Here is a 12,336-nt window from a genome sequence, read left to right as displayed (position 1 = left end):
TCTCGCCCGGCGGTGAGCGTCAGCGCGTCATTGTCGATCACCGCTTCATCCTCGCCATGTGCATGACCTGCCCGGCCTGCGCGGCGACCTGCGCGCGCAGCCCTTGGTCGGCCAATCGTCCCTCGGCATCGAACGGCTTTTGTTCCGCCGTATTGACGGTGATGCCGAGTGGCGTCGGCCATCCGCGCATTGCGTGAACCACGCCGCGCAATGCCTGCAGCGTGACGCCGCCCGCCTGCCATCCGGCCGCCACGACGATCAATCCGACCGCTCGGCCGTCGAAATAGACCCGTTCGTCCGCGCGCAAATCCTCGAGAAGATCGATCGCATTCTTCACCAGCCCCGATATGCCGCCATGATAGCCCGGCGTTCCGATCACCAGGCCGTCCGCGCTACGAATGGCGGCGACGAAAGCCAGCTGTTCGGGCGTGCGTTCGCCCCGCTCAGGCGCGAAGTGCGGCAACGCGGCCAACTCGGCACCACCGAACATCGCGGTTCGCGCCCCATCGTCTTCGGTGGCCGCCAGAACCGCGCGCACCATACTCTCGCCCGACGAGCCGGGGCGTGTCGTTCCGCCGATCCCGACGATGAACGGGCGCGCAGACATCACGCGACCTTGAACCGCGGCAATACACGCGTGGACAGCAGTTCGAGCGTCCGATCCGCCCAGGCAAGACGCTGCTGATCGAGGGGACCGGTGGTTGTGCCGCAAAGGATGTTGCCGATCCCCAGTTCCGCATAGGGTTCGAGATGCGCGATCACCGTTTCGGGGCTGCCATAAAGACACCAAGTCGCGATCCACTCGTCGGTCAGCGCCGTCGGGGTCTCGTCGGTCTTCTTGTTGGCGGCGTCTCGTTCAGCCTGGTCGGCGAAGTATTTCTCGCGATCCACGGCGGCCTGATAAGCGCGCAGAATCACTTCTAGCTCCTCGCGTGCCTGATCGTCGCTTTCGGCGACATGGACACATTGATAAGTGTGTGTCGTCCAGGAGAGCGCATCGTCGACGCGTGCCTGGTCATGGCCGGCGGCCAGAAGCATGTCGCGGTACGCGGTGAAATATTTCGTGACATGCTTGAGCGGTTCGGTGCCGCCGATATTGGGCGGGGTGAAGGCCGGTATGAAGGCAGGCCAGCCATGCTCCGCTGCCCGCCGGGCACTGGCTTCCTTCATCGCGACAGGCATCAGGCGGGCATGGCCCGGCGTGAAGGGCGCCGGCGCGATCCGTTGCAGTACCTTGCCCTTGTGTGGCCCGTTGTCGAATTCGATCGGCGGATCGCCGATCTCCTTGGCCCAGAGCTGCTCGGCGATGGCGAGATTGGCGTCGGAGATCGCCGAGGCTTCCTTATAGTTGACACCGAAGCCGACCATTTCCTCCGGCGTGGTTCCCGACCCGACGCCGACCAGCAGGCGTCCGTTGGTCAGCTGGTCGAGGATGTTCACCCGCTCGACGAAGCGCACCGGACTGTGCAGCGGGACGGAAGTGACGGAGAAGCCGTAATGAAGCCGCGGGAGCTTTGCGGCGAGATAGGCCGCGAACATCATCGGGTCGCTGGCTACCGGCATATACCCCGTGAAATGGTGGTCGGGGATGAATACGGCATCGAATCCGAGCGCTTCCGCACGCGTTGCATGATCGATCAGGTCCGAGATGAGGCGACGATCCTGGTCTGCCGCCGTGGTGCGCGCGTTCAGGAAAACAGAAAATCTCATCCAGCCTCTCCTCCGACCGCTGCTCCCGACACTTGGCTCGAGAAATAGAATTGCGGTTCTGGATAGCTAAAGCGTCGACGCTGGGCGTGTCAACTGCCAAAGACCGCGGGCCGTGCCAAAATCTTGGCTCCGAACACGTTGCGTCCTCGCAATGCGGCGGGCGAAGTTTGCTGGCGAAATCTAAATTAATATAGATAGTACAAAAACTTAATTCATCAATTGTGTGCCGAGTATGACTCGCTCCGGCGTTGCGTGTCGTCGGGTGCGTCGAGCGATCTTCCGAGCGACAATGTCGATGGCGCGTTTCGTCGATCGTCAATTAGAATGGGTGTTGCAATTCGTATTATCACGAGGTAGCACTCGCGGAATTGAAAGAAACGCGCCGATGCTAAGTCGGGCGATCCTTTGCTGAATGGCAGGAGAGAGGAATGAGGGCAGGTGTGGTTTGTGCGCTCGCGGCGGTGGCGGCCCTCGGTACGACCGCCGCGTCGGCTGGCCCTCGGGTCACCGTGAGCGGCGGCCGGATCGAGGGCTTTGGCGACGGCGATCTCAACATCTTCCTCGGCATCCCCTATGCCAAGCCGCCGGTCGGCGATTTTCGCTGGCGTGCGCCAGCCCAGGTAGGTCCCTGGCAGGGCGTGCTGGCCACGACCCGCTACTCCCCAGCCTGCTATCAGACCGAGGGCAGGTCATTCGGCCCGTTCACCGACGAGTTCGTCAACGTCGGGCGGCGGTCGGAAGATTGTCTCTATCTCAACGTCTGGTCGCCATCGAAATCCGGGCGCAAGCGACCCGTCTTGCTCTATATCCACGGGGGCGGCTTCGGCAGCGGATCGACGTCGGTGCCGGTCTATGATGCCTCGGGCCTGGCTCGCAAAGGCGTGGTCGTGGTGACGATCAACTATCGTCTCGGCGTCTTCGGTTTTCTTGCCCATCCGGCTCTTACGGCGGAATCGCCGCTCAAATCGTCCGGCAATTACGGCATTCTCGATATGATCGCCGCGTTGAAATGGGTGCGCGTCAACATCGACCGTTTCGGCGGGGACCCAGCAAACGTCACCATCTCGGGCCAGTCAGCGGGAGCCGCGGCCGTCAGCGATCTGCTCGTGTCGCCGGCCGCCAAGGGGTTGTTTGCGCGCGCGGTGATCCAGAGCGGTCCTAGCCTAGGCGTCCAAAGCCGCACGCTCGCACAAGCGGAAAAGATCGGGCAGGGCGTATCTGAGCGGCTGGGTGTGCGAAGCGTCGGCGAATTGCGCCACCTGTCCGCCGATACCCTTCTCGCGGCGACCGCCGTCAATCCCCCGGCCAAAGGATCGACGCCCCAGATTCTGATGGCGCCCAATATCGACCGCAAGATCATTGCGTGGAATCCAGAAAGCGCGGACGGCCGCGTGATTTCGGACGTGCCGGTCATGGCAGGGTACAACCATGACGAGGCTTTCATCTTCGGTACGCCGAGCGGGGTGACCCCGCAGCAATTCGAGGATTACGTGTCGAGCCGCTATGGCGACTTCGCCGCGCGCTTCCTGACGGTCTACCCGCATGCCAATGGCGAGGAGGCGTCGCAGTCGATGGATGACATCGGGCGCGACCGTTATATGTCCCAGTTAGTCCTCTGGGCCGAACGCCATGCCGCGGCTCAGAAGGCCGCTCTCTATCTTTACGAATTCAACCACCGCTATCCGGGCTCAGACCCGAGCAGGTTCCGCGCCTTCCATACCGCGGAAGTGCCCTATGTCCTGGGCGCGCTGACCATAAATGGGGTGAAGTTCACGGCGGACGACCGCCAGGTCGCTGATCAGATCAAAACGCGGTGGGTCAACTTCATGACGAAGGGTGAGCCCAATGATGGCGCCAGCCCTACCTGGCCCGAGTGGCATCGCGCTCCCGGCAGGATCATGCTGCTCCACTCCCGCCCCGAGGTGGGCTGGCCCGTCTCCTCGAAGATACGGTTCGATGTTTTCCGTGATTATGTTGCGGCTGGCGGCAAGCTGTCCCTGTTTTGATCAAGTATATTTATGTAAATATCTGCGTATGAAAATGATTTTCTGTTGCAGTCGGAAAGTTACTTCAAAAAAAACTCGATCAACCAAGAAAAGATCGAGGCACTGGGGAGATGTAGCATGAAATATAGTATGTCAAAACTTTTCGTTTCCGTCGCGTCGATGGCGATCATGTCGTCGGTTGGTGGCGTCGCGCGGGCGCAAGCTCAGGACGACCAGAAGCAGCCCGCGGCGACGTCGAATGGCGAGGCCCAGACGTTCGCATCAGACCAGGACATCATCGTCACGGCCCAGCGGCGGTCTGAGAACGTCCAGGAGGTGCCGATCGCGGTCACCGTGATTTCAGCCGACCAGCTTGCCCGCCGCGGCGTGCAGAACATTCAGGATCTCTCCCAGGCGAGCGCCTCGCTCGAGTTCACGGCGCCGGGCGCCGCGCCGGGCGGGGGCGCGTTCGTGCGCGGGATCGGGACCAACCAGGTCGGCAACGCGACGGCTGCCTCCTCGGTCAGCGTGGTCCTAGACGGTGTTGTGCTCGGTAACGCCAACATCAGCGATATTTTCGACACCCAGCGAGTCGAGGTGCTCAAAGGCCCTCAGGGTACGCTGTTCGGTAGCTCGGTTTCGGCCGGCGTTCTGAATATCACGACGCGCGCGCCGAAAATCGATGAGACGTCGGGCTACGTTTCCGGCGAATTCGGCATTCGTGGATTGGGCGCGGAATATTCGCGCAGCGCCCTTCGCGGCGCGATCAATCTCCCGGTAAGCGAGACATCCGCGCTCCGCGTCGCGGGCTATTTCTTCAATAACAATGGCCTGTCGGTCGATCGCTCGAACGGCAACGTCATGGACTCGACCAATTTCGGCTTTCGTGGGCGCTATCTGTGGGAGATCACCGATACGCTGACCTTCAATCTCATTGGTGACTACAACCACTCCAGGACGGATCACGCGAGCGGGTTCATCTGGCGTGCCGCCACGCCGGGATCGCTCCTGGCGCAGGCCCTCAATGCTTGCGGAATCACGCCCAGTCCTAGCAACACGGACAATTGCGCTGGATATCCCAACACCGGATCGTCCGAGATCGGCGGCGTGTCCGGCCAATTCGACCTGAAGCTCGGCGCCAACACCCTCACGTCGATCACTTCCTACAGGAAGGTGTCCGGTAGCCAGCTTGCCGACATCATCAGCCTTTCCCCGACTTATGCGCGCCAGTATCTGCAAAATTGCGATTTCGTCGCTTGTAGCCCGGTCGTCTCGCTGACCAGCGGAGTTCCGGGTGATCCCGAATTGACCAGGCGTTCATTGCTGACACAGGAACTACGGCTCGCGTCCGACTCGAACCATCGTTTCGAGTGGGTCGTCGGTGCCTATTTTCAACACGCGACGTTCTTCAATCGTCAGCATGGACAGTTGATCGCGCATCCGTCCTTCCTCGGCTTCGACATTGTCCTGGGTGACGGCGTGGCGATCTCGAATTCGGAGGCCAATGATTACGCGGCATTCGGCAACGGCACGTTTTACCTCGGCGAATCGACGCGGTTGATCGCCGGCGCGCGCTACACGCACTCGACTATATCCGAGACCAAGGCCGACCCGATCAACGCTGGCGTGCCCGACGCATTTTCGACGCGGACCACAGCCGACGCGCTAACCTGGCGTGCCGGTATCCAGCATGATTTCTCCAAGAGCACGATGGTTTATGCGACGGTGTCGACGGGCTACAAGGCTCCTCAGATCAACGACACGTTGACATCGACCGTGCACTTTCTCTCGCCCGTCAGAGCGGAACGGCCGATCAGCTATGAGGTCGGGCTCAAGCAATCATTCCTCGGCAACCGGCTGAATTTCGCGGCCGACGTTTTCTACACCAAGGTCAGGGATTTCCAGACTCAGTCGTGCGTGTCGGCGCCGAATGGCATCGCCTGCACCAACCTGACGGTCCCCAAGGTTATCAGCAAGGGCATCGAATTCGAAGTGTTCGGCAGGCCCTGGCGCTACACGACGGTGAACATCTCCGGCATCTACAACGACGCCAAATATCCGCCGGGCTTTACCGGTGCCGATCTGTCGAACCTCGGCGGGCAGCAATTGAACTACGCGCCCAAATTCAAGGCGACGATCTCGATCGAGCAGGAGGTGCCGCTGACCGATCGCTATTCGTTGATTTTCGGAGCCGATGCAGCTGCGCGGGCGAAGCAATCCATGTATCTATCTGCCAATCCAAAATACGTAATACCCGCCCAGACGCTAGTGAATGCGCGCATCGGTCTCAAGGCCGGCGACACCTGGTCGATAGCATTGTTTGCGCGCAACCTGACCGACAAGGTCTATCCGACCCAGCTCTATCCGAGCGACGCCTTCGCTCAGGGCGGGCTGTGGCAGATCCTCGATCCGAATTCGCGCCGCCTGGTCGGTTTTCAGTTCGACGCCCACTTCTGATCGCGCCGAGGCGCCCGCCCGAAGTAGCCTTCAGGCGGGCGCCCGTTTTGCGCATTCCGGAGAACAACATCCATTGGGAAAGGCGGAGGTGAGCGGCGACTTATGCTGCTCCAGAAAGGACGAAGGCGGCCGGGCGGGCCGTTGCAGCTGCTCGAAGAGCAGATTCGAGTCCGCGTCGGCGAAGCCGGCTGCGGAATGACAAACCAGGAGCACGATCGGTGAGTACCGCAGAGTCGTCCGGCGTCGGGCCGGAATACCAAAGCAGAAACATCAAGTGGTCGTACATGGACCACTGGACGATGCGGTCGCCAAGCGGTTGGGTTACGCCGCAGCATGGTATTAAATATGCCGATCGCTTCTATCGCCAGTTGGCGGGCGTCGGGTTCCAGGGCGTGGACCCTTTCGAGTTCCGTTTGCTGGCACAGGCTCAGCTGTTCGGCTCGGCGCGGAAGGCGGAGCAATTCGCGCAGGATCGAGGTATCGAGCGGTTCGTCAACATGTTCGTCGCCTTCTACGACGATCGCACCCACCTTGCCGAGACGCATGACGCGTTGCTGCGCAATTTTGAAAACAAGGTGCGGGCGTTCGAGGGCATCACGCTCGACTCCTTCATCGTCATGCCAGTGTCGCGATACTGGTTGGTCGAGCCGGTCACGGACGACAAGATCAAGACGATGGCCGAATGTTGGTCACGGATCGGCCGGATGCTGAAGACGCACGGCATCAAGCTTTCTTGTCACCATGAGTTCTACTGCGCGCTGCACTCGCGCGAAGAGATCGACAAATTCTACGCTTATGCCGACCCGGAATATGTCGGCCTGTTCATCGACACCGCACAGCATGAAATCGTCGGAATCGATTCGACCGAACTCTACCTGCAATATGCCGATCGGGTGACCGGATTCCATTTCAAGGACACGCATCACACCGACACGGTCGACGACTATCGAACGCCGCCCGATCCCGAAAGGGCTGCAAGCACGACGAGCCGCTGGTTCTGGGAGATGGGAACGGCAGAGGGGCTCGTGGATTTTCCGAAGCTGATGCGCGCCATAAAGTCCAAAGGCTATACCGGATGGCTGACGGTGGAGCATGACAAGGCCGACATTGGCGGCGCGAACTACGCGGAAAGCACTTGTCGAGCCAAGTGGTACATCGACAACGTACTCTCGCCCATCTACCCCTGATCAGGACCGCGTCATGGATAATATTCGCTGGAGCTACGCCATCAATCAATGGCGGACGGTCGAGACCGATCTGGCCCGCCTCGATCAGATGGAGAGCGCGTTCAAGACGATCTCGGTCTGCGGGTTCGAGGCAATCGAGATCACCGATGTCGCGCTCGGAGGGCACACGATTCCCGCTTATTTCGGATCGTCGGCCAAGTTTATCGAATTTCTAAAGGGGTGTGGCCTTAGCTGCGTCAGCAGCTATTTCGCCGGTCTGGATCATTGCAACCCCCTGGCACCGGCGGACCACGAAAGGATGGCAGGGAGCGCGGGTAGGGCGGCCGAGCTCCTTGCCGAGCTCGGTGGCTCGCGGCTCCTCGCCCGACCATGTGGCCCATATTGGAAAGAAGCGCCGATCACTGGGGAGAAGATCGGCGTCCTTGCCGACTGCTGGAACAGGGTCGGCGCGGCGACGAAGTCGGCCGGCGTCAAGACCGCGCTTCATGTGGATTTCCTGGGCGGGATCAGGCGTGAGGATGATATCCACAAGCTCCTGGCTCTTACGGATCCGGAGCTAGTCCATGTCGCGCTCGATACGGCGGAATTCGTCATCGCCGGGCTCGACCCCGTCGCCTTCCTCAAAGAGCACGGCGCACGTGTTGCGCACGTCCAGTTCAAGGACGCGACCACCGTGGACACGTTCGACGACTATGCCCGCGAGAACGCGGAAATGGAATATTGGCCGATGCCGATCATTACGGCGGGTGCCGAGCGCGGGATCGATCGCTGGTATTATGAAATGGGGACACCGGGCGGATTGGTGGACTTCCCGGAAGTTACCGCAGCGCTGCGTAACATCGGGTACACAGGCTGGATTGTCGTTGAGAGCGATCAGAGCCCCCATGTGGAGGAGAGCGTCATGCTCAACGGCTGGTACAAGAAGAAGCTGCTCGCTGAGCTATGAGCCTCGCCGGTATCATAGGAACTGGGCTTTTCCGCGCTGGTATCCGGGAGGCTCGCCAATGCAAGCTCGTCCGTCGTGGATGATTGAGAACCAGCTTGGGTAGGAGAGGTCGGTTTGAGGATGGTGCGCTGGTGTTCATCGCTTTTGGCACTCCCCATGCTCGCGGGATGCCTGGACGGCCAGGCTGCTCGCCCGGAATCCGCTTCGCCTGTCGGCCAGCGCTATGTCGCAATGGGGAGTTCCTATGCCGCCGGCCCCGGCATCGGCGAGAGTGCCGACATCCCTTCCAACCGATGCGGCCGGTCGACCGACAATTACGCCCATCGGCTTGCCAGACATCTTGGCATGCGGCTGACGGACGTGAGTTGCAGCGGTGCGACGACCGCACACATCCTGGGTTCATGGGATCAACTGCCGGCGCAGGTCGACGCGATTATGCCCGATACGAGGCTGGTCACCCTGACGATCGGGGGGAACGACGTCGGCTTCGTCGGCTTCCTGTTTGGCGCATCCTGTCGCGTCGAGGCGCACCGCACCGGCAGTGTGCGGCGATGCCCCGACGTCACCCGACCGACCGAGGCCCAATGGACTGCACTTGAACAATCGCTGCTGCGGATCGTCGCCGAGGTAAGGCGCCGTGCCCCCGCCGCACGGCTCATATTCGTCGATTATCCGTTGGTGCTTCCACCTCACGGGACCTGTGCCGCCATCGGGGTAACCGAGACTGACGCGGACGGCGCGAGAGCGATCGCGGCGAGGCTCGCGACTGTTACAGCGCGTGCCGCCCGCGCCGGCGGTGCAGCCGTTCTGCGGGCTTCGCGACTGACAAGAAATCACGACGCCTGCGCGCGCGAGCCGTGGATGAACGGCCTTCACCCTATGCCTGGCGACGGCGTGCCTTTCCATCCCAAGCTGCGCGGGATGCAGTCGGTTGCCACCGCGCTGGAAAACATGATCCACTAAGCGACGCCCGCGCGTCGCCGCACCGGTGGATCGCGATCCCAGACGGCGCCCGTCGCTGCGGAGACCACCATGGGCCGGTTCCGCGGGACAGGCTCGTTGCGCCCTCGAGTAGCGCGTCGACTCCCATTATACGCAAGATATTTGACCGGAGCCGGCGGCAATGATTGGCGCAAGCGAAGTGCGGGGGCGCCGAGCGCAGCGCATCCGGTCGGGTTCATCGAACGGCTGCCTGCCAGCGCTTGATGACGCGCTTCAGATTGTCGCCAGGACCCGCGACTGCCGGACAAGCGTGCCCCCGCTTTTTCGGTTGCTTCGTAACCGTTCGGGAGGGGTTAAAGCCGGAGTGCGGCAGCGATCGCATCCGCAGTTGCTTGCGCGCCAAGCAGCGTGGGGTGAAACGGCGCCTGGCTGACCGGCCCCCAAACCGCTTGTCCAAGGAACGGCGGAGCTGGCGTTATGGTCCGCGCCGAGCACGTGCATGTCGACGACGATCGCTCCCTGTTGCTTGGCGACGGACCGGGTTACCGGTTGCGATCCGGGCGCAACCTAACGGCTTGCCGGCACCCGGCGCTGGCGCTGGCGCTGACCAGCTCTAATGCACTCGCGGTTTTTAGGGTATACAGCATCCAATAATGTGGAGACTGCCGGGCCACCCACCTGTATGAACTCTGTCAGGTTGCGGGATATGATGACTTGGTCGCCAGCAAGACCCGATCCGTTCGGCGGGGGAATATGACTGTCAGCCAGGCTACGGAAGAGCCGAACGATATGAGGCGCAAGTTGCTTGAGTTGGCGCTGGCGCAATTCGGCCAGGTTGGCTTCAAAAGGGCGAGCACGCGGGCGATCGCCGCGGAAGCCTGCACGATCATGTCGTCCATAACGTATCACTTCGGCAACAAGCACGGCCTGTACCTGGCCACGGCGCGGCACGTCAGCCGCCCGCCGCAGACGTGGATGGGTCGCGGAAGTTGACAGCGCTGCGAGGGCCTGCAGCGGGCAGCGTGATCCTATTGCAGCGCGCCGGGCGCTCCATCGCGTTTTCGAGCGCGCCGCCGAGGTGTCCAGAGCGGAGGAAACGAAAGCCGTCTCGCGGTTCATCGTGATGGAGCAGGCGGAGGCAGGGGCGGGATTCGCCCTGATCTACGACGAGGCCATGGGCCCGATGCTCGATGGAATCGTCGCGCTGCTCTTAGCAGCGGTTGACCATTGCATTTCCGAGAGTGAGGCGCGCGTCAGGGGGGTGGCGCTTTTCGGTCAGGTTCTCGTATTCAAGGTTTCGAGAGCGTCGGTGTTCCGCGCCAACCGCTGGCCGGAAATCGGACCCGATCAACTCGCGATGATCAAGGGCGTGATTGCGAGCAATCTCGACGCGATTCTCGATCGAATCCTCGAGGAGCATCCGGGTTGAGGGGTTTTGGCTTGGCGCGCGACACTTTGCGACTTTTCCGCGCGTGACGCCGGCGCGGCCGGGCGCGTGCGGCAACGAAATCAGGGATGGTTCACATGAGGGCGAGGGGCGCGTGACCCGAAGTGTCGCGATGGATGATAGCTTCAGGCGCGGGCCGAAATGGCCACCGGCGCACTGCTGGTCGCGACCGGCAAGCACATAGCTGACGACGATCACTGCGGCACCGTCGACCAACGGGCCCGGACTCCTGATCACGCCGGCGGTGAGCAACGCAACATTCGCGATCGCATTCCTGGTGCGCGCTGCGGCACTGTATGACCAGTCAGGCGACGCCACCAATGGCGCGCGCGAGATGCGCGACCGTTTGTTCGATCTGGCCGGCATCGATGATGAGGGGAGGAGACAAAGCGATGGTGTCGCCCGTGACGCGGATGAGCAGCCCCTCGTCGAAACAGCGATGGAATATCTCCATGGCGCGCGCGCCGGGCGCATCGGCGCGCGGTGCCAGCTCGATTCCAGCGATCAGGCCAATCGTGCGGATGTCGATGACATGGCGTGTTGAATCCAGGCTGTGAACTGCTTCCTGCCAAATCGAGGAGAGGCTCGCTGCGCGTTGAAATAAGCCGTCGCCAGCATAGATGTCGAGCGCGGCCAGGCCCGCGGCAGCCGCCAGCGGATGCCCTGAATAAGTGTAGCCGTGGAAGAATTCGATTCCCGGCGCGGCATTGTCGATGATCGTGTCGTGAACCTCGCGCGTCGCGGCGACGGCGCCCATCGGCACGGTCGCGTTCGTGAGCCCCTTGGCCAGAGTCAGTATATCGGGGGTGACGCCGAACGCTTCGGACGCGGTCGCGGCGCCGATACGGCCGAAGCCCGTGATCACTTCGTCGAAAATCAGAAGGATGCCGTGGAGCTTGGTGATCTCGCGCAGCCGCTCCAGATAGCCACGCGGCGGTATCAGCACGCCGGTCGATCCCGCCACCGGCTCGACGATAACCGCCGCAATCGTTTCCTGCCCGTGGAGCGCGATAAGGTTTTCCAACGAACCGGCCATATCCTCATGGGTATCGGGCTGCCCGACAGTGAAAGCGGCGGCCGGGCGATGCGTGTGGGGCAAATGGTCCACACCCCATAATTGCGCTCCGAAGCTTCGGCGATTGCCGCCGATCCCGCCAACAGATGTGCCGCCGAAATTGGTGCCGTGATAGCCGCGTTCGCGGCCGATCAGGCGGGTGCGTCCCGGTTGCCCACGCGCTTTCTGGTAGGCGAGCGCCATCTTGAGCGCAGTGTCGGCGGATTCCGAGCCGCTGTTCGTGAAGAAGATGCGGTCGAGCGTTTTCGGCATGATCGCCGCCAGCCGTTCGGCGAGCTCGAACGCCAGCGGATGCCCTAGCTGGAATGTAGGCGCGAAATCGAGGATGCCGGCTTGAGCGCGGATCGCTTCGATGATCCTGCTGCGACCATGGCCGGCGTTGACGCACCACAGGCCGGCAGTGGCATCTAGGATGCGGTCGCCGTTGGTCGTGGTGTAATACATGCCCCGCGCCGAGGCGAGCAGGCGCGGCGCCTTCTTGAATTCGCGGTTGTTGGTGAAAGGCATCCAGAAGGCGTCGAGATTGGGCAGCGACGTCGCCGATCCGGTTCGCTCGGCCGTGTTCTCTGCGCTATGGTCCATTATCG

The 12,336-nt window shown here is 62.0% G+C and carries 10 protein-coding genes; 7 read left to right on the top strand and 3 right to left on the bottom strand.

The annotated features are described in order from the left end of the window. Window positions 1–37: 37 nt before the first annotated feature. Window positions 38–607, bottom strand: coding sequence for an NADPH-dependent FMN reductase (locus SMA01S_RS02470; protein ID WP_066816959.1), 570 nt, complete (start codon window positions 605–607; stop codon window positions 38–40). Then, window positions 607–1,710, bottom strand: a complete 1,104-nt coding sequence (locus SMA01S_RS02465; RefSeq protein WP_066816954.1) for an LLM class flavin-dependent oxidoreductase — start codon at window positions 1,708–1,710, stop codon at window positions 607–609. Before SMA01S_RS02465 ends, SMA01S_RS02470 begins: the two co-directional genes overlap by 1 nt. 428 nt (window positions 1,711–2,138) lie before the next feature. Here SMA01S_RS02465 and SMA01S_RS02460 point away from each other — a divergent pair, with 428 nt between their 5' ends. From SMA01S_RS02460 to SMA01S_RS24055, 7 genes are all read left to right on the top strand, one after another. Further along, entirely contained in the window at window positions 2,139–3,716 is a 1,578-nt protein-coding gene (locus SMA01S_RS02460) for a carboxylesterase/lipase family protein (RefSeq protein ID WP_066816952.1), read from the top strand. A 129-nt stretch (window positions 3,717–3,845) separates the two neighbouring features. Next, window positions 3,846–6,152 carry a TonB-dependent receptor gene (locus SMA01S_RS02455; protein ID WP_169804166.1) on the top strand — a complete coding sequence of 769 codons (2,307 nt, stop codon included), beginning with the start codon at window positions 3,846–3,848 and terminating at the stop codon, window positions 6,150–6,152. A 218-nt stretch (window positions 6,153–6,370) separates the two neighbouring features. Next, complete coding sequence (locus tag SMA01S_RS02450) at window positions 6,371–7,339, top strand: sugar phosphate isomerase/epimerase family protein (RefSeq protein WP_157093758.1); 969 nt, start codon at window positions 6,371–6,373, stop codon at window positions 7,337–7,339. Between the two features lie 13 nt (window positions 7,340–7,352). Next, the gene (locus SMA01S_RS02445; protein WP_066816946.1) at window positions 7,353–8,285 is read left to right on the top strand and encodes a sugar phosphate isomerase/epimerase family protein; all 933 of its coding nucleotides are present in this window, start codon (window positions 7,353–7,355) and stop codon (window positions 8,283–8,285) included. Between the two features lie 120 nt (window positions 8,286–8,405). Then, window positions 8,406–9,248: an SGNH/GDSL hydrolase family protein gene (locus SMA01S_RS02440; protein ID WP_084249992.1), complete on the top strand. Its 843-nt coding sequence runs from the start codon at window positions 8,406–8,408 to the stop codon at window positions 9,246–9,248. A gap of 732 nt (window positions 9,249–9,980) precedes the next feature. Further along, the gene (locus SMA01S_RS02435; RefSeq protein WP_066816942.1) at window positions 9,981–10,220 is read left to right on the top strand and encodes a TetR family transcriptional regulator; all 240 of its coding nucleotides are present in this window, start codon (window positions 9,981–9,983) and stop codon (window positions 10,218–10,220) included. Continuing rightward, window positions 10,132–10,656 carry a CerR family C-terminal domain-containing protein gene (locus tag SMA01S_RS24055; protein WP_084249991.1) on the top strand — a complete coding sequence of 175 codons (525 nt, stop codon included), beginning with the start codon at window positions 10,132–10,134 and terminating at the stop codon, window positions 10,654–10,656. Before SMA01S_RS02435 ends, SMA01S_RS24055 begins: the two co-directional genes overlap by 89 nt. Before the next feature lie 322 nt (window positions 10,657–10,978). On the opposite strand, the gene aptA is transcribed toward SMA01S_RS24055, so the two are convergent. Then, window positions 10,979–12,331, bottom strand: a complete 1,353-nt coding sequence (gene aptA, locus SMA01S_RS02425; RefSeq protein ID WP_066816938.1) for an omega-aminotransferase AptA — start codon at window positions 12,329–12,331, stop codon at window positions 10,979–10,981. Between the last annotated feature and the right edge of the window lie 5 nt (window positions 12,332–12,336).

Source organism: Sphingomonas mali NBRC 15500 (assembly GCF_001598415.1).
In the GTDB taxonomy this organism is placed as follows: Bacteria; Pseudomonadota; Alphaproteobacteria; order Sphingomonadales; family Sphingomonadaceae; genus Sphingomonas; species Sphingomonas mali.
Note: the sequence above shows the minus strand (reverse complement) of the source record. Positions and strands in the feature narration are given on the sequence as shown.

Excerpts from the sequence above, each read along its gene's own strand:
- SMA01S_RS02470 (WP_066816959.1), bottom strand. The coding sequence starts at position 607 with ATGTCTGCGCGCCCGTTCATCGTCGGGATCGGCGGAACGACACGCCCC.
- SMA01S_RS02465 (WP_066816954.1), bottom strand. The coding sequence starts at position 1,710 with ATGAGATTTTCTGTTTTCCTGAACGCGCGCACCACGGCGGCAGACCAG.
- SMA01S_RS02460 (WP_066816952.1), top strand. The coding sequence starts at position 2,139 with ATGAGGGCAGGTGTGGTTTGTGCGCTCGCGGCGGTGGCGGCCCTCGGT.
- SMA01S_RS02455 (WP_169804166.1), top strand. The coding sequence starts at position 3,846 with ATGTCAAAACTTTTCGTTTCCGTCGCGTCGATGGCGATCATGTCGTCG.
- SMA01S_RS02445 (WP_066816946.1), top strand. The coding sequence starts at position 7,353 with ATGGATAATATTCGCTGGAGCTACGCCATCAATCAATGGCGGACGGTC.
- SMA01S_RS02440 (WP_084249992.1), top strand. The coding sequence starts at position 8,406 with ATGGTGCGCTGGTGTTCATCGCTTTTGGCACTCCCCATGCTCGCGGGA.
- SMA01S_RS02435 (WP_066816942.1), top strand. The coding sequence starts at position 9,981 with ATGACTGTCAGCCAGGCTACGGAAGAGCCGAACGATATGAGGCGCAAG.
- aptA (WP_066816938.1), bottom strand. The coding sequence starts at position 12,331 with ATGGACCATAGCGCAGAGAACACGGCCGAGCGAACCGGATCGGCGACG.